Source organism: Paenibacillus sp. FSL K6-4396 (assembly GCF_038002525.1).
In the GTDB taxonomy this organism is placed as follows: domain Bacteria; phylum Bacillota; class Bacilli; order Paenibacillales; family Paenibacillaceae; genus Paenibacillus; species Paenibacillus amylolyticus_B.
Genome location: NZ_JBBOCR010000001.1, coordinates 5,334,041 through 5,350,894, shown reverse-complemented (window position 1 = coordinate 5,350,894; position 16,854 = coordinate 5,334,041). Strand labels below are relative to the sequence as shown.

Here is a 16,854-nt window from a genome sequence, read left to right as displayed (position 1 = left end):
TAAGCTCAACTTCCAAAATATTTTATAATATGTGAAGATGCTGATTTCATAATAAACTTAAAGCGAGATTCCCTCAAGAGTATCGCTTTTTTTTGTGTTAGAAAGTAGCATCAACACTTTGAATGGTTAAGTGATTAAATGCGAACGTAATACACTAAGTTCCATATTGGATAGTATGGTTAATTCCTCACTAAGTGGGTTGTTAAGTACAAAACGGATAATTATGTAGCGGATATGAAATGTTAGGCACCTAAAAATCAGAATAAAGCATTAAGAATATATACTGACTAAATAAGAGGAGGGTCAACCTGTGAAGAAAAAAACATTGGTTTCACTACTCATCATACCACTGATAGCCGTATCTGTGAGTGGATACATGTACCTGAATGAACCATCTGTAGTTAGTGCTCAAAGCGATGTTGAAAGTGCAGCACTTAAGGCGACCCAAGGTAAAGTAGATTATATTAAAGAATCGTTTGAAGATGGATCATACATTGTTCGCTATCGGGACCGCGTGAATTTGACAGAAATCACTGAGGAATACCGTGATAACCAGCTTCATAATAAATTGATTATTGAAGATGGTGGTAAGAAAATCACTTCCTATGGTCGAGAATTCGAGACAGGGGAATTAGTTGGGAATACCTGGACCATGCCGGACAACATTGCTGCTGAAAATGAGAAGTTGCTACAGATCTCGCTGTTGGAGAATGCTAAAGCAGAATTACAGAGTCAGGATTGGACAGTACTAGAAACTGCGGGCACACAATCCCGGTCTGCTACAGAGAGTAACGAGAAAAATGCTATCTCCGAGGATAATCTCCACAAGGAAGTTGTAACCATTGATGTAAATACGGGTTTCCCTACGAAACGTGTGATTTATCAGAAGGACAAAAACGGTGAAATTGTAACTAGCTCTACCAAGACCGAAGAATACAAGTACCTGGATTCTATGCCGATGGAGATCCAGAGCTTTGCTCCGGAAGAATCCGTTGAGATTAAAGAAATACCGGCGCCTGTTATTGAAGATAAGGTGCTTGAAGGTTCATAAGACTTTCTGTTGAATCAACAAGTAAAATTAAATAAGACAGCCAACCCCTTACTTGGGAGCCGGCTATTAAGGTTTAAATTCAAGTGGAAAGGTCAATAAAAGCTCTGTAAGCAACGCTGTACAATCCACTGAAAAACAGTACAATTGAACCTATAAGAACATGAGATAAAGAGAGGTACTTCTCCATGACAGAAACAAGTGGAAATCGCAAAGTTGACGGCTATATCAAGAAACTAAAATCGTGGCAGGAAGAGTCCGCGAAGTTGAGAGAGATTATTCGAGATTTTGACCTGACAGAGGATATGAAATGGATGCATCCTTGTTATATGCTCGATGGGAAAAACATCGTTCTCATCCATGGATTCAAAGAGTACGTGGCCATTCTGTTCTTCAAAGGTGCTCTGCTGAAGGATACACACGGCATTTTGGTTCAGCAGACGGAGAATGTACAGGCAGAGCGCCAGCTTCGCTTCACCAGCCTGGAGCAGATTGTGGAGCAGGAGTCTATGATCAAAGCCTACATCCAGCAAGCGATTGAAGTGGAACAAGCCGGATTGCAGGTGGAGATGAAAAAGACTGCCGAATATAGCGTTCCTGAGGAACTTCAGCAGCAGTTCGATGAAAATCCTGCTTTCCGAGATGCATTTGAAGCACTCACACCCGGACGGCAGCGGGCATATCTCTATTATTTCTCACAACCAAAGCAATCCAAAACAAAAGTGTCACGAATCGAGAAGTACATGCAGCCGATCCTGGAGGGCAAAGGATTGAATGATTAATCTTATAACAATATATTTGAGGGAAATGAAGAGTTAAACGAATTGAAAGCCTTTCAGAATATAATACGAAAGGCTTTTTGCTGTTTTTGAAAAAATTTAGATAACAGAAGGTGTCCCATATGGTTCGAACTTACCAATACTACGCAATTTTTAATTTTGCTGAAGATGGAATTAATGTTACATTTCCTGATCTGCCTGGATGTATCACCTGTGGCAATTCAGTTGGAGAAGCATTAGTGATGGCGAAAGAAGCACTTGAATTATTTTTGGATGGAGAACCTGTTGAAGATATTCCGCCACCTCAAAGCATAATGCCTGAATTATTCAACTCTTAAGATAAAGCGTATTTAATTGAAGCAAATATTACGTATTACTGATGAATTCTATGTTTACATATCTGAATTCACCAAACTGAGCTTAGAACATCGTCGACTTCTTTAATTCTTGTAACAGATGGTGTTTGAATTAGATTTCCTTTGACCATGACCATAGAGATGTCTGACAAGGCCTCAATATGTTCCAGCGGATTTTGCTCCATAATAATCAGATCGGCATGTTTGCCGATATCCACCGTCCCTGTTACATCATCTACGCCTAAGATCTTCGCATTGGTTCGGGTCACCATGTCGATGACCTGTTTGTTGTTTAGGTTGGCCTGTCTAATGTAGTGGTCCATCTCCCTCCACATATGATAGTGAGTCACGTAAGGCATGGCGGCATCAGTACCAATCCCGATGGTGATGTCGTTTTCGATCGCTTGCTTGACGCCTTTGAGCATGGAATCGTAGACGAGTCTGGAATTCTCTTTTACCGTTGCACTGACCTTCGTTACGCTGGTATCCAGTGAGGCGGATGGATAGGTGGCTTGCAGGGTGGGGATGAGTGCGGTATAGCCATTCAGGGCATTGGGATTATTTTTGTACAAACGAATGATTTCGTCATCCATCTCCGAACCATGCTCAATGGTATCCACGCCACCCTGTAACGCAACGCGTACACCTTCCGTGCTTTCCACATGCGCTGCCACCCGCAGGCCAATCTTATGCGCTTCATCGCAGATCGCTGCAACTTCCTCCACCGTCATCTGTAAACGACCAGCTTCGCCCACCATTTTCGCATCCGTCACGCCACCCGTCACACAGATTTTGATCAGATCCACACCGTGTTTCACATTCAGCCGTACATTTTTTCGTGCTTCCCACGGAGAATCGCCCACCAGAGCGAGGAATGGAGCACCATGTCCGCCCGTGACACTTAGGAAAAACCCGGAGACAAGCAGATTAGGACCGACAAAGTCGCCGTTGTTAATCTCATCCCGCAGCTGGACGTCGGTGTAAAAGAATTCCCCCACACTGCGCATCGTTGTTACACCCGCATGGAGTGCGGTCAGTGCGTTGCGTTTCATGCGTTTTTTCAAAACGTTTCTGCCGAGTTTGGTATTCAGGATTCGGTCATATGCGAACTTCAACATGCCTTCGCTGACCGAGAGACTGAACGGTTTACCATCTGCAAAGAGGTGCACGTGGGCGTTGATCAGTCCTGGCATTACGTATTTGCCTGAGAGGTCGATTGTTGTGTAGTGACTTGGGATATTGAGTTCATGATCTCGGCCGATATCCTGAATAAGACCTTGTTCATTGACGAGAATCGTCATGTTTTTTTGAAGATTGCGGCTTGAGTCGCCGTGGATCAGATTGACGTTTTTTAATGCGTAAGCGGTGTTCATGTGTGTTCCTCCTTGAAATGTGGGTGAGGTGAGTAGTTAGGGCAAAGAAGATGTCTGTTTCAATAATGAATAATTAATTCATTTTTAGATCAAAAAAATAGGCTGATCTATGATGAAGTTTTTTGCGTGCAAACCAAGTGAAATTGATCTGATCTGCACGCTTGTCTGCACGGCATAAGTGATGAGAAGAAGCGTTATTCGTTGAGGCTCTTCATGCCGTATAGTCTGTATACATACAACGCTTCGAATATTTGCTTCCGGCTGTCCTCACTCATATCCCGCTTCAATAGATCCAGATTCATGTCGATCACGTTGTGTGCGAGGATGTTCAGTAGGATCAAGTTCTCCTCGGTGCCAATCTCATACCGTTTATATTGATTCTTCAGATAGGCCTTCTTGGTTTCGATCATCAGCTCAACAAGTTCATTCTTGGCGTTGGTGTAGATGGTGCCTTTATTCTTTTCAAAAATGATGACGATCTGATTCCGGTATTTCCGTAATACATCCACCTGTTCCTGCAACAGCGCCGACTTTCGCTCGCTATCCGTTTCCTCGAACAAGGTCTGGTTGTCAAAGTGAATCGTCTCCACCAGCACATTTTTCAGATAATCCACCAGATCCGGCGGCACGACGGCGTAGAAGAGTTCCTTCTTGTTCTTAAAATAAGTATAGATATTGCCCACGGAAATATTGATCTCATCCGCGATATCGCTCATCTTGGCATCCACATAGCCTTTTTCAAAAAAGACTTTGAGCGCCGCATATTCAATCTCTTTCCTGACTTCGTCTTTCTTGGCTTGCACCATCGGGAACGTCTCCTTAATAGTGAATTATTGATTCGTTATTAGGATAGACCTTTTTTAGGTGGGGGTCAAATGGGAGGTGCATTACTTAAGTATTGCTTCTAGATATATAATAATCTGTAAAAAGGGTATATTTAGAAATTATAGATAAATGATAAAAATATAGATGTTAAATTAATATTTAGGTTTTGATTGAAATATAGACTTTTATTTATAAAAGTAAAATTCTAACAAACATATGCTCTCTTGGTAATACTACTTTATTGTTATAAGATGATAGTACTTTAAGGTATGCATGTAAAAAACAAACGGAGGCATTTTATGGAACCAGAGAAACTGTACATTTTTAATGGAAAAAAGTTTATTGACCATATTAAGCCTGCAAATTTTGTAAAAAGATTAAACACGGAGTTAAATATAAACGAAAATTCAGATGAGGGTTTCGCAGTTCTATACGAAAACCTGATTAATAATCATAGAAGTCGAAAGAAAGATTTTGATAAAATTTTTTTTGAAGAACTATTTTATGGTAGGCTCACTCATACTTATATTCATAAGATTGCTACAAAAACTCTTCATCCTAAAGAACTTTTCCTAAAAAGGGTTGAAAAGATTATTGATGGATTCAAAGCGAACGTCACGAATGAACTACATTCTTTTATGACGACACGAGGATTCTATATTATGGATTTGCTTCATGTAACAAGAACAGATGCTAGTTTTATGGCGGGATTTGATTACACTGAAAAAGAAGGTTTGATTGAAACAGTTAGGTTTCTTATTGGTCGGAACGTAATGAGAAAAAGAGTGCACAAGAATAAACCTAATGAAACTGTTCCTGAGTATTTACTAGCAGGAGTGGAAATAGACTTTAATAAGCAAAGTATTTTGGTACTGCATAAACATACAACTAATGTGCAAGATGAAGCAGATAATGAAAAAATGAATACTCCCTCAATCTTATATAATTTCATAATGGAGAAGGTAATTAACCCATTGGGTATTGAAATTGAATTTTCACAGGAAAAAGATCAGGAAGGGATGTCAACTTTCTGTAAGTTCTTGTTTAATAAGCTGATTGATGATGTTAGAACAGATTTGTATGAAAAATCGAGAGCTGAAATCAATAGATTTAGTACAAATGCAATAAGCTTGCTAAACGATTGTAAGAACCCGGTTACTGAATCCCAGCAAAAAGAGCTTGAAGCAAAAGTTTCAGCCCTTCTTTTGGGGATTTATATAATGAATAGCATTAATGAAAAAGAAATGAGTCTAAAAGCCAAGTCAATTGGTCTTCAAGGATATCCAACTAGGATCTCTTATAAAAATTCACGAGCAAATAAAAGTTCTACAGGAAATACAAGAGCAGATAAATCTATTGCTAATGCAGATACTCTATATAGTTTATTGACAGATTTCGAAAGTACCAAGTATTTAGAAAGTTGGTCTATGTCTTGGTTTACTGAACCTAATAAAGGTTCAAACATTGATACGATTCAGACTACTATAGAAGCGAAAAAAAAATATTTTAAAGTAATTTTTGGTGCTAAACGCCATTTGAATAAGGAGATCATCCACAATGTTATTGACAACCTTAATTCCTATAGAGTTTATTGACAACTCTATTCCAAAGATAATTAGATTTTTAGACGAAAATCAAGTCCATGGATTTAGTGATGACTTCATAAACGAGCATTTTGTTGAAGAACATTTCAAACAAATGATAATGTGGATCTTGGAACAAAGCTCCAAAACTATTTATTATACTTGTGATTTAGAGAACAATGAATTTGGCTACGTTTCAGAACAAGAAAATGAATCATGTAGTGTTTGTGGCGAACTGGTCACCAACAGACTTGCACATGATATAAGTAATTTATATACTTTACCTTCAGAAAATGTAGAAGCTTTAAAACAAAGCATTAAAGAATACCAACGGAAGAAATACTTTTATGCACCAACCTACGATAATCTTCAAGACTTAAAAGAGGAGCAAAAAAATCTTGTGCCGTTCATAGGGGCAGGGCTTTCAGTTCCATTAGGCCTGCCAAATTGGACTCAACTACTAAAAGAGTTGGCGCCAAAGTTTCCTGAGGAACATCAACGTTTAACATACTTAGAATATACAGAATCAGGTGATCTTCTTAAAGCATTGAGCTATTTAAAAGAAAAATCTACACGTTTGAATCGAGACGATCAAATAAAAGATAAAATTATTGAAATTATCAAAGCTTCAAAGAATAATGATGTACTTGTAACGGAACATAACATAGGGGATATACTAAAACTTAAAGCAAGCGTGTATATTACAACAAATTACGATCATTGTATAGAGGATTTTAGTTCCCAACAAAAAAGTTACTGTCCTCCATTATGTTTGCAAGATATCGACAATATGCCAAATCTTTTTAGTGCAACAGGGCAAGTTCTTCATATACACGGTCACATTACTAGAAAAGAAACGATGATAGTGACTGAGGAAGATTATGCTAAGCTATATGAAGAAAAGGATTTAATGGACAAGTTAAAAGTTATTCTGGCTAGTAGAACTTCTTTCTTTGTTGGCTTTTCTTTTAACGATAAGTTCTTCGAAGATATGTATGAAAAATTCCATGATGTGTTTAAAGGGCACCATTATATGGTGATAGCAAATCCTACTATTGAAGAAGTTAGAAGATATAATCGGGATAAAGATATTAGAGTAGTTGGGTTAAATCTTGGAAAGAACGAAGATGGTTCAACAAACTATAATGATTTTATCCCAGCATTCAGGACTCTTATTAATTATATTGTAGAATAAGGTTATGCTGACTGTTTATGCGTAATTGGATTCAAATAAGTTTAGAAATCTAAATTTCCCGAATCTCAATAATTTCCCTAATATCATTTATATCCAACGCTTCTGCAATCCGCTCAATATGGGCAAAATTGATATTCTCTCGTTTACCTGACTGCAACTCACTTAATGCAGCGTGACGGATATCAGACAATCGAGCCAGTTCGCGCAGCGAGATATTATGTTTTTCCGTGAGTTTATGAATATTAACAACGACTTTCTTTGCCATGCTTAATCACTCCTAAATTTTCCATATGGTCTTGACGTTACGCATGAGCGTACCATATACTTTTTGTATATCTGGTACTCTTATGCGTACCAATTTTAGGAGTGGTGACATGACAAGTACTAACAGCGAAGACCTCGCTTTGCAATACACACAACTCGTCCAACAGGAAGATGATTACGTAGACCAACTGGTCACATGCAACAAACTCATATTGGACGCCATAGACATTATCGCCAAGCGAGCAGGGGTGCTGCACATGGACACGGTGAAACAGGCTGCATATCACCTACATGCCATGGAACAGGATTTGAACCGAAAGTTATTTAAAGTTCGACTGGAGAAGAGCATCTTGGCAAATCAAATGAGCCAGTCTACATAAAACCACCTTAACAAAAGGACAGCGCAGGATCAAATTAGATGATCTTGAACTGTCCTTTTTCCTTTCCATCCAAACGTTTTTCGCTCCCAAATAAGCATTGACTTTCCTCCTAAATCCCCCTACACTTCAATTATTAAAATACTTTTAAAAACATTCATTGAATGGTTCGAGATGAACGAAAGGAGGCATATAACTTACCATGTTACCCACATCACACAACACCCAACAGGTGAAGCGCATTAACGTTGAACTTGTGAAGAATACGCTCCGATCCATTGGCGTAGGCACAAAGGCTTCCATTGCGAACCTGACCAAACTCAGCGTAGCGACATGCGGCACGATCCTGAATGAATTACTCCAAACGGGTGAGATTATTGATCTGGGACCGGATGAATCGAGTGGGGGAAGACCTGCCAGTAGATATCAGTTTAATGCGGATTACGCCAGCGTACTGTGCCTGATTATTCGAACAGAGGGCGGAATTCACTCGATCACACATACATATGCCAATCTGAACGGAGAGATGGCCGACGAACAGACACTCTTTTTGGATGAGATCAATGTAGTGGTGGTAGAGGATCTGATTGCAAACTTGATCGAACAACACCACAATGTGCAGGCGATTGGTATTGGCATACCTGGGGTGGCGCACAACGGCGTGATTGGAATTTGCGACGTACCGGAGCTGATGTATCAGCCGCTCGGGCCAAGGCTTAAGGAGCAATATGAAGACGTGGAAGTGGTCATTGGCAACGATATGAACCTGACGGTCTACGGACTGTATAACCAGCAACAGTTTGAGGAAGAGAAGAACTTCGCGGTGGTGACGTTTCCGGAGAACCATTTTCCGGGTGCAGGTTTTATCATTGATGGTCGTCCGCTGACCGGGAACACGCAATTTGGGGGCGAGGTGTCCTTTTTACCTTTTGGCGTGTCACGGGAAGAGCAACTGCGCATGTTGAAAGCGACAGAAGGGTTGCAGGAACTCGTCACAAAGACGCTGATCTCCATCATTGCGATTATTAACCCGGCAGCGATTGTCGTTACGGGCGATACAATGGACCCGGCTATGCGGGATGACCTGTTACAAGGCTGTCTGGATCACCTGATCCCACAGGAGCATATGCCGGAGTTAATCATCCAAAGAGACACTCGGCGAGAATATGTGACAGGACTAGTCGCGGTAACGCTAGAAAGCCTGACCTACCGCATTCAGGTGGTTGAGAAGCAGTGGTAAAGGGATATTGATCAGAAGGATGATCTCTCTTCAGAACAGATAAGTTGTAGTAACCCTGTTATATAAAATGAACTATTTCATTAAACAGATAACGGAGAGGACAGAAAAAACCTGGAGAAGCGGAGCGGTCGCCTAAAAGCTTTCTGAAAGAAAGTTACATCGAAAGCATACGCTTATCCCAAGATTTTCCCTTTGGAGAAGGGAATTCAAAAAATATGGGGATAACAGCGATTAGAAGGTTATTCTGTCATCGGAGTGTCCAAGTTAATGACCCTTGTTTCAACTTATATAGACACAATGGAGGAACTTATTTTGAATCAACAAGCTGGTACACAAGGGAACAAACGAAAGTTCAACAAGCTGTACGCCATGCAATTGGCAACGATTTTTCTGGGATTTATCGTATTTGGCATATCGGAAAATATTAAGGGACCAGCCATTCCGCGCATTCAATTCGATTTTAATTTGGACGAAAAACAGCTCGGGACGTTATTGTCCCTGAATGCACTGGGGTATCTGATCGCCTGCTCCTTTACCGCCATCCTGGTACGCAAATGGGGCATCAAGGCGGTTAGCATCATTTCATTTGCATCGATGATCCTTTCGGGTGTGTTCATTTACATGTCTCATAACTATCCGCTCTTTGCTTCATCGTACTTCTTCATGTACATCGGTAACGGCATGCTGGAGATTGCTTTGGCGATTCTGGGTGCGCGGATCTTTGTGAAGAACACAGGTACGATGATGAACCTGTCCCATTTCTTCTATGGGTTGAGTTCAACGGTGGCGCCTTTGCTGGCGACAGGGGTGATGTCGTTGAGCGTGTTCGGACATGTACTGGACTGGCGCGGCATGTATCTGGTGATGTTGTCGCTCTGTCTGCTGCCGATCATTGCGGCACTGCGCAGCAAATTTCCGGGGGATGATCTTCCTCATGAAGATCGGACCTCACTCAAGAACTTAACACGTGATCCAGCCATCTGGCTGATGGTGCTCATTCTTTCTTTTGGCGTGGTATCGGAACTGGCGGTTGGGGGTTGGCTCGTTAACTTTCTGGAGAAAGCCTATACGTGGGACACGGTGAAAGCTTCGGGGTTACTGTCAGCATTCTTCCTTACGTTCTCGCTTGGACGTTTGCTGCTGGGTCCTCTAACGGACCGGATCGGATTTGTACTGTCGCTTATAATCTTCTCTGCGTTCTCGGCCATTTGTACGTTCATTGCGCTTGCGGGAGGAGAGGGGCTCGCCATCTTCTTTGCCATCTCGGGTGCAGGTATAGCGATGATCTATCCAACAGTGATGGCATTTATCGCACGCAGATATCCGAACGGCAGTGACACGGCGATTACGTTCACGGTTACCTTGATGGGGGTCGGCAGTGTCATCGGTAACTATGTGATTGGCTGGGTCATTGAAGGGGTGAAGAATATATACGGTTCAACGACTCAGTTGGGGCTGCTGCGCGGACTTCAGGCGGGATATGGATTCATCGGTTTATGTGCAGTGATCTGTGCGGGATCTGGCGTAGTGTTGTATGTGTATTTGAAAAGAAGGCAGGAATTGATTTAGAAAGCAATTGAAACGATAAAGCCCCACTGATCGACATGATCGGTGGGGCTTTGCATATGAATATACGAGTAGATTAGTACGGTATATCATCTATCACTAGTATCTTAACTAACTCCTATGACTTGTTCAAAGCCGCTCTTCTTTTCCAACGTTTCAAAAGCACGTACAATCCAAAAGCACCCAAGAAAACCACCGCTGCTGGAACGATATAAGGCTTAACAATCTCATCCACGTGCTCCCATTGAGAGCCCAATTTGAAGCCTAAGTAGATGTACAACGAGGTAATCGGAAGCATGGCCAAGAATGTAAAGAGACTGAATTTGAACACGTTCATCTTCGCCATTCCGCAAGGGATGGAGATCACGGTCCGAATGCCAGGTACAAAACGGCCATAGAAAGCGACCCCGCTGCCATATTTCTCGAAGAACGTATCGGAGGCGTCCAGATGATGAGGTTTAATCAAGAAATACTTGCCGTATTTTTCGACCATAGGTCTGCCGCCGTACCGTCCCAGGGCATATAACGTCAGAGGGCCAAACGTTCCACCTACGGTACCCGCCAGGATAGCCAGCCACAGTTTCATATCTCCAAGGTACACCCAATATCCCGCCATGGGCAGCACGAGTTCAGCAGGTACGAATTCAAATGACAAGGCAATAACGAGACCTGCGTACGACAAGTCTTTGAAAAAAAGTATAAATTGCGTGATCCACTCCGTCATGCTTTCCCTCCACAAATCTATCTATTTTTTATAGTTTAGAAACACTCCTATACCAAGAGTAACAATAGCGAATAGAGCTTGTCAAAACTCACACGCATATCCGATTAAGCCCGTCACGGCGGGATATGTTAGGTCATACATAAGCGATATCTCATTCGACATGCGCTGAGCAGGCGGTCGGTCTTCGAACAAGATGAACTCCATATCACCCTGCCCCTGACACCAATATAACACTCTGAAAATGTTTCCAAATATAGCGTGATAAAACTATCACTAGCTTCTTCACCATCCTGTACATAAAGAGAAGGAGATCAGAACATGACCGAAACTTCGATTATCGACCAGATACATATTATGGTTGAATACAATGTATCCTTTTATTGTTTCATGTATATCATATAGATATACAACTGTAGGGAGGTGAGGTATAATTGGAGCATCAATCAAACGAAAGGCGTGGGATTGCCATGACTACAGCCACACTTAGCAAATGGGGAAATAGCAGTGCAATTCGTATTCCTAACCAATTGCTTAAGCGTCTTAATCTGGAAGAAGGCTCGGAAATCGAGATTTTGGTGACAGAAGATAATGAATTGTTGTTGCGTCCAAAAACCAAGCCTGTAGAGTCCAATGAGGAACTTCGTAACCATCTAAAGACGTTACTCTCTAAAGTGAAACAGGATACAAGACATGAAGAAATAGACTTTGGCACTGAAGGGAACGAGTTACTTTGATTATTCCCAAGCGAGGCGATCTGATATGGCTTGACTTTGATCCTCAAGCGGGTCATGAGCAAGCCGGGAGACGACCGGCTATTGTTCTATCGGAACTTGAATTCAATGAAATAACGGGTTTTGCCGTTGTATGTCCCATAACCAGCCAAGCCAAGGATTATCCTTTTGAAGTTACACTACCAGAAGACCTGCCATTTTCAGGTGTTGTTTTGACGGATCAGTTGAAGAGTCTTGATGTGCGGCAACGACGTATCCAAATTGCGGGGCATGCCGAACCAACCTCTGAATTTATGAAATCAGTTCTACGCAATGTCCGTTCTATATTGGCATAATTGAAAATTAGTAGCTGGTCATATTCCTAAATCCACGTCTAACTAAAAGACGTGGATTTTTTCTTTCACATCTAAATAGCTTCGTCCATCCTTGACGCTTCGGATAAGAGCTTCCGAAAGGCACTTATAAGTTGATAAGAAAGATTTTTAATCCTCTGAAAATGCTTCCAATTATAGTATGATAAGACTATCACTAGCTTCTTCAACATCCTATACATACAGAGAAGGAGATCAGAACATGACCGTAACTTCGATTATCGATCAAATTCACATTATTGAATACGATCCCACTTACGCTGCCGCACTCGCGGATATGTGGAACCGCAGTAATGAGAGCTGGGGAGGTGGCACCAACCTAAGAACAGAGGAAACGGTTCGCCGCGAGATGGAGAGTTCGTCCAATCTTCACGCATTTCTAGCCGTTCATGGGAAAGAGGTAGTTGGCTTCTGCAGTTTTGCTCATTACCGCTATGACGAGAGAGCGTTATATGTACCGCTGCTTAACGTACGCCCCGACTATCACGGGTATAAGGTCGGACGCAACCTGATCCTGAATGCTGTGCGCAAGACCGTAGAGGCTGGATGGCCCCGTCTGGATCTGTTCACATGGGCAGGCAATACGAAGGCTGTACCGATGTACAAGAAGTGCGGATTCTTCTGGGAGAAAAAAGATGAGAATGTGCATCTGATGAATTTCATCCCCACCATCTTGCAGACCGAAGCACTCGCTCCATATTTCGAGGAGCTGGATTGGTATGCAGACAGCACGCGTGAACTTGTCGTCGAGCCGGATGGCCGACGGGAGCGTGGGTTTGATTTCTTTGACTATACGTGGAAAAAGGGAGAGGTCTCCCTGCGGGCTGAGTTTGAAAAGTCGGGCCGCGGGCTGACTGCCCTCGAAACACCGCATTACGAAATCTCCACAGAGGTCGATGATCATGATTTGGTTTTCGGTTCCAGCTACAAGGTTCGCTATCGCATTAAGAACACTTCTGCGTCCGATCTGGCGGTTGAGATCAAGGGCGAGGATAACAAAAATATTCGATTTGCGCTGGACGTTGTTCGAACAGTCGCTCCGGGAGAAACCATCATCGTGGAAGGTGAGTTTCACCTTGATCCGATTACAGAGGAACAGAATAACAATAAGACCCATCCCGTTGTTGCCAGCACATGGTTGATCGGTGGTAAGAAAGCGGAGTTCAGGTTAGGTATTGCCCCGAAATTCCCGGCCAAGATCAAGACTGTTTTGCCCGTGAAGGAGCTCTATCCAGGTATCCCGGCGGAGTTAATTCTGAATGTGGAAAATAATGTGGATGCAGAAACGGAGTTCAGCTTGGACCTGCCAGAGGATGAATTCCTTGAATGGGCGGAGCGTTCGGTGCGCTTTACGGTGCCAGCCAAAGGTAAAATGTCTGTGCCTGTGCCTTTCACCTTGCGTTCATATGGTCTCTATTCCCAAGAAGTAGAAGTGACAGCTGTCCCAGTGGGGAACCATGCGATCTCTTTTACAAGCAAAATTTCTGTCCTGATGAAGGGGATCGAGGGCAAATATGGCGGGCAGATTGAGGATCAATGGGTGGCCGTCAACGGTGCATTCTCCATTCATATGAGCAAGCAAGATAATAACATGTGGATTGAATATCCCGGTTCCCGTCATTCATTCTGGTGGACTTATCCGAAGCTGGGTAAGCCGTTTGCCGAAGAGTTATCCAAGAAACAAGCCAAAGAAGTGAATATTTATCCCGAAGGGGAGCGTCAGGTTCTTGAAGCACTGTATGACTCGGAGGACTTCCCGGGCTTACAGATTAAGTCCGTCGTCAAACTGTCTGCGAATGGAATCGCCGAATTCCACCACGAGGTGGAAAATACACGAGATACCGCCTGGGAAGAGGACCTGTTTCTAATGAATAACTTCGGGTTCTATGGTAACAGGTTGATCCTTCCTTATCAGGGGCGCTTCGTGGACATGGGCGATGATTATGCGGGTGATCCGAACCATTGGAATAGCTCACAGATTACGGAGAACTGGCTGTTCTGCAAAGAAGAGTATGGCGCGTGCGGCATCTATTGGGACCCTTCCCTGAAGCTGCTTCGTCCAGAATACACGCTGGGGTTGCAGCATGAGCTGGGACGTTTGGAGCCAGGGGCTGTAGCACGAACCAAGGAAACGGTGTTTGCTCTGAACACGTTTGCCAAATGGCATGATTTCCGTGCGTTTGCACGGAAACAGCGTAACCCGGTCATTCCATCGCTGGACAGTCATCTGGATCTGACACTCAGTGAGGGAAATCCATTTGCCCCGGATGTGCTGCAAGCAACCTTGACTGAACATAAACTGGTTCCGCTTGCGGGCAAGCTGGAGCTGTATGTACAGCAGGGTAGCGAACCGGAGGTTATGGTAAAAGCGAAGGAATTCAATCCGGAGCAGAGTCTAAACTCAGCCAAGCTGACATTTTCACCAGACGAAGTGGATCGCCACCAGCACGTGAGTGGCTGGAAAGTTCGTGGGCTATACCGGGGCGAAGATCGGATTCAGGAGCGAACGGCTCTTTGGTTCCCGCAGAGCGGAACAGAGGTGAAGCAGAAGATTGAAGAAGGTTCTTCGGGACCTGTATACACTGTAGACAATGGCGTATTGTCGATCGCCGTTGCTCCAGAATTCGGCAGTGTAGTACACTCACTGAAAGTTGCAGGCGAAGAATGGCTGGACAGCTCGTACCCTGAACCGGCTCCACGCTCGTGGTGGAATCCGTGGTACGGCGGGTTGGGAGTGGGAGTTCCGGGCATGAATGGTTTCAGCCGCCAGTTGGAACAGAGAGTCGCTTCCTGGACAGAGCAGAAGGATCAATACGGCAACGTCTGGAAGGGCATTAAGCTGACTACCCGGATTGAGAAGCATGAAGCAAATCGGGGAATCACGATCCACCAGCATTATCTGATGCTGCCGGGTGTTCCTGTGCTCTGCACGCTGCTTGCGGTGACAAACGAAAGTGGCCTGACGCTGACGGATTACTCGCTTGCGGAGGAACGTTTCCTCCAGCCTTCATCTGTATTTGCAGAAGGTTGGATCGAACAACCGGGCAAAGATCGATTCCCATTAGGCAAAGTAGATGTGGGCCTGCCACTGGAAGACCTTTTGCGAGTCGGATCGGTTTCGCGTAAGAACATGCTGCATGCGGTCCATCGTTACCCGAATCAGAGTGCATGGGCTTTTGCCAACAATCAGGTGACGGGTCTGCACGTGAATCATCATCTGACACTTCACCACGGGGAGACGGTCTGGACGGAGCCGACCTATCTGGTCCTGGGACCAATCCCGCTGAGTTCAGCGGATGTGCATGACCTTCTGAAACTGAATTTTGTAACTTCTACCGATGAAAAGGAGGCTTCACATGTCGATCATTGATATTCACATTCATCTGTCGGACATCGACAGCTTTCACCGAACAGCGATCGATCTGTCCAAAGTGGATTACTCAGCCGCAGGTCTTAAGGCGGAATTCGATAAAAACGACGTCATTCTGGGCATTGGAATGGGGGTTACGGAGCAGACGAAGGGAGCGTTCCCGGATTCCAGTTCCCCTAACCCGATGGGGCTTGATTTGGAAGTGAAGGTTCCGTCATTCCTCATGGAATGCGTGGGCATTAATCCCAATGCGCTGGATGGAAAAAATGCTCAGGACGAGCTCGACCGGATTGAAGCTAGACTGCAATCCCCTGAGGTAGCCGGAATCAAACTCTATGCCGGATACTATCATCACTATGTGTATGACAAAATCTATACCCCTGTCTATGAACTTGCAGCCAAGTACAACCTGCCTGTCGTGATTCATACAGGAGACACGTACTCCATGAACGGGCTGCTCAAGTATTCGCATCCACTGACCGTGGATGAATTGGCCTTTCAGCAACGTGGCGTGAACTTCATGATCTGTCATCTGGGTGATCCCTGGGTGATGGATGCAGCTGAAGTGGTGGCGAAGAATCCGAACGTGTATGCGGATCTGTCCGGTCTGGTGGTGGGGGATCGGCCTCATTTTGAACGCTTCATGAACGAGCCTTTGTTCATGGATCATTTCCGCCGGGCCTTGGTCTATTCAGATCATTACGAGAAAATGCTGTTTGGCACGGATTGGCCGCTTGCTCCTATCGACCTGTATGCCGAATTTGTCCGTCGACTTGTACCGGAACAGCATCATGATAAGGTGTTCTACGAGAATGCCTTTGGGCTGTTTCCACGTATTGGACAGCGGATTGCCGATCTGGGTTAAAAGGGAAGTAATGAAACTTTAATGTATGAGGGGATATCATCCGTGTATGTCATTCAAGAAAGCATGCGATGTTCACGCTGAATTTCTGCCGTATAAGCTCCTGCCATTTCGCTGGCAGGAGCTGTTTGGTTTCAGGAATACCGTATCTATCTCTGAGAGACTCCATGCTCATCTGTTATCTCCTTCT

At 43.7% G+C, this 16,854-nt stretch carries 16 protein-coding genes; 12 read left to right on the top strand and 4 right to left on the bottom strand.

What is annotated here, in order from left to right; all coding sequences use genetic code 11:
- Positions 1-310 precede the first annotated feature (310 nt).
- The 3 genes from MHB85_RS23520 (at position 311) to MHB85_RS23510 (ending at position 2,165) form a co-directional block, all read left to right on the top strand.
- On the top strand, positions 311-1,051 hold the full coding sequence (locus tag MHB85_RS23520) for a hypothetical protein (protein WP_192133381.1): 741 nt from the start codon (positions 311-313) through the stop codon (positions 1,049-1,051).
- 185 nt (positions 1,052-1,236) lie between these two features.
- Complete coding sequence (locus tag MHB85_RS23515; RefSeq protein ID WP_192133383.1) at positions 1,237-1,830, top strand: YdeI/OmpD-associated family protein; 594 nt, start codon at positions 1,237-1,239, stop codon at positions 1,828-1,830.
- Positions 1,831-1,949: 119 nt separating this feature from the next.
- Positions 1,950-2,165, top strand: coding sequence for a type II toxin-antitoxin system HicB family antitoxin (locus MHB85_RS23510; RefSeq protein ID WP_192133386.1), 216 nt, complete (start codon positions 1,950-1,952; stop codon positions 2,163-2,165).
- 68 nt (positions 2,166-2,233) lie between these two features.
- Here MHB85_RS23510 and MHB85_RS23505 read toward each other — a convergent pair whose 3' ends face one another.
- Complete coding sequence (locus MHB85_RS23505) at positions 2,234-3,556, bottom strand: amidohydrolase family protein (RefSeq protein ID WP_192133388.1); 1,323 nt, start codon at positions 3,554-3,556, stop codon at positions 2,234-2,236.
- Positions 3,557-3,750: 194 nt separating this feature from the next.
- Positions 3,751-4,362 carry a TetR/AcrR family transcriptional regulator gene (locus tag MHB85_RS23500; RefSeq protein ID WP_090809647.1) on the bottom strand — a complete coding sequence of 204 codons (612 nt, stop codon included), beginning with the start codon at positions 4,360-4,362 and terminating at the stop codon, positions 3,751-3,753.
- Positions 4,363-4,680: 318 nt separating this feature from the next.
- Between MHB85_RS23500 and MHB85_RS23495 the strand changes: the two genes are divergently transcribed.
- Together MHB85_RS23495 and MHB85_RS23490 are read left to right on the top strand one after the other, a co-directional pair.
- Positions 4,681-5,976 carry a hypothetical protein gene (locus tag MHB85_RS23495; protein WP_192133390.1) on the top strand — a complete coding sequence of 432 codons (1,296 nt, stop codon included), beginning with the start codon at positions 4,681-4,683 and terminating at the stop codon, positions 5,974-5,976.
- Positions 5,939-7,159: an SIR2 family NAD-dependent protein deacylase gene (locus MHB85_RS23490; RefSeq protein ID WP_192133392.1), complete on the top strand. Its 1,221-nt coding sequence runs from the start codon at positions 5,939-5,941 to the stop codon at positions 7,157-7,159. The genes MHB85_RS23495 and MHB85_RS23490 overlap by 38 nt, the downstream gene beginning before the upstream one ends.
- A gap of 49 nt (positions 7,160-7,208) precedes the next feature.
- On the opposite strand, the gene MHB85_RS23485 is transcribed toward MHB85_RS23490, so the two are convergent.
- Positions 7,209-7,424: a helix-turn-helix domain-containing protein gene (locus tag MHB85_RS23485; protein ID WP_192133394.1), complete on the bottom strand. Its 216-nt coding sequence runs from the start codon at positions 7,422-7,424 to the stop codon at positions 7,209-7,211.
- Between the two features lie 109 nt (positions 7,425-7,533).
- Here MHB85_RS23485 and MHB85_RS23480 point away from each other — a divergent pair, with 109 nt between their 5' ends.
- From MHB85_RS23480 to MHB85_RS23470, 3 genes are all read left to right on the top strand, one after another.
- A complete protein-coding gene (locus tag MHB85_RS23480) occupies positions 7,534-7,803 on the top strand; it encodes a hypothetical protein (RefSeq protein ID WP_192133396.1) in 270 nt (89 codons plus the stop codon).
- Positions 7,804-8,002: 199 nt separating this feature from the next.
- Complete coding sequence (locus MHB85_RS23475; RefSeq protein ID WP_341073803.1) at positions 8,003-9,040, top strand: ROK family protein; 1,038 nt, start codon at positions 8,003-8,005, stop codon at positions 9,038-9,040.
- Positions 9,041-9,409: 369 nt separating this feature from the next.
- Entirely contained in the window at positions 9,410-10,609 is a 1,200-nt protein-coding gene (locus MHB85_RS23470) for an MFS transporter (RefSeq protein WP_341074270.1), read from the top strand.
- A 115-nt stretch (positions 10,610-10,724) separates the two neighbouring features.
- On the opposite strand, the gene MHB85_RS23465 is transcribed toward MHB85_RS23470, so the two are convergent.
- On the bottom strand, positions 10,725-11,330 hold the full coding sequence (locus tag MHB85_RS23465; protein ID WP_192133401.1) for a DedA family protein: 606 nt from the start codon (positions 11,328-11,330) through the stop codon (positions 10,725-10,727).
- A gap of 431 nt (positions 11,331-11,761) precedes the next feature.
- On the opposite strand from MHB85_RS23465, the gene MHB85_RS23460 reads away from it, so the two are divergent.
- The 4 genes from MHB85_RS23460 (at position 11,762) to MHB85_RS23445 (ending at position 16,667) form a co-directional block, all read left to right on the top strand.
- Positions 11,762-12,064, top strand: coding sequence for an AbrB/MazE/SpoVT family DNA-binding domain-containing protein (locus MHB85_RS23460; RefSeq protein WP_017687001.1), 303 nt, complete (start codon positions 11,762-11,764; stop codon positions 12,062-12,064).
- A complete protein-coding gene (locus tag MHB85_RS23455; protein WP_091013425.1) occupies positions 12,061-12,396 on the top strand; it encodes a type II toxin-antitoxin system PemK/MazF family toxin in 336 nt (111 codons plus the stop codon). Before MHB85_RS23460 ends, MHB85_RS23455 begins: the two co-directional genes overlap by 4 nt.
- Positions 12,397-12,634: 238 nt before the next feature.
- The gene (locus MHB85_RS23450; protein WP_341073802.1) at positions 12,635-15,802 is read left to right on the top strand and encodes a GNAT family N-acetyltransferase; all 3,168 of its coding nucleotides are present in this window, start codon (positions 12,635-12,637) and stop codon (positions 15,800-15,802) included.
- Positions 15,789-16,667 (top strand): amidohydrolase family protein, encoded by an 879-nt coding sequence (locus MHB85_RS23445; protein ID WP_192133404.1) that lies wholly within the window; start codon positions 15,789-15,791, stop codon positions 16,665-16,667. The genes MHB85_RS23450 and MHB85_RS23445 overlap by 14 nt, the downstream gene beginning before the upstream one ends.
- Positions 16,668-16,854: the final 187 nt, after the last annotated feature.

Excerpts from the sequence above, each read along its gene's own strand:
- MHB85_RS23515 (WP_192133383.1), top strand. The coding sequence starts at position 1,237 with ATGACAGAAACAAGTGGAAATCGCAAAGTTGACGGCTATATCAAGAAA.
- MHB85_RS23510 (WP_192133386.1), top strand. The coding sequence starts at position 1,950 with ATGGTTCGAACTTACCAATACTACGCAATTTTTAATTTTGCTGAAGAT.
- MHB85_RS23505 (WP_192133388.1), bottom strand. The coding sequence starts at position 3,556 with ATGAACACCGCTTACGCATTAAAAAACGTCAATCTGATCCACGGCGAC.
- MHB85_RS23500 (WP_090809647.1), bottom strand. The coding sequence starts at position 4,362 with ATGGTGCAAGCCAAGAAAGACGAAGTCAGGAAAGAGATTGAATATGCG.
- MHB85_RS23495 (WP_192133390.1), top strand. The coding sequence starts at position 4,681 with ATGGAACCAGAGAAACTGTACATTTTTAATGGAAAAAAGTTTATTGAC.
- MHB85_RS23490 (WP_192133392.1), top strand. The coding sequence starts at position 5,939 with ATGTTATTGACAACCTTAATTCCTATAGAGTTTATTGACAACTCTATT.
- MHB85_RS23485 (WP_192133394.1), bottom strand. The coding sequence starts at position 7,424 with ATGGCAAAGAAAGTCGTTGTTAATATTCATAAACTCACGGAAAAACAT.
- MHB85_RS23480 (WP_192133396.1), top strand. The coding sequence starts at position 7,534 with ATGACAAGTACTAACAGCGAAGACCTCGCTTTGCAATACACACAACTC.
- MHB85_RS23475 (WP_341073803.1), top strand. The coding sequence starts at position 8,003 with ATGTTACCCACATCACACAACACCCAACAGGTGAAGCGCATTAACGTT.
- MHB85_RS23470 (WP_341074270.1), top strand. The coding sequence starts at position 9,410 with ATGCAATTGGCAACGATTTTTCTGGGATTTATCGTATTTGGCATATCG.
- MHB85_RS23465 (WP_192133401.1), bottom strand. The coding sequence starts at position 11,330 with ATGACGGAGTGGATCACGCAATTTATACTTTTTTTCAAAGACTTGTCG.
- MHB85_RS23450 (WP_341073802.1), top strand. The coding sequence starts at position 12,635 with ATGACCGTAACTTCGATTATCGATCAAATTCACATTATTGAATACGAT.
- MHB85_RS23445 (WP_192133404.1), top strand. The coding sequence starts at position 15,789 with ATGTCGATCATTGATATTCACATTCATCTGTCGGACATCGACAGCTTT.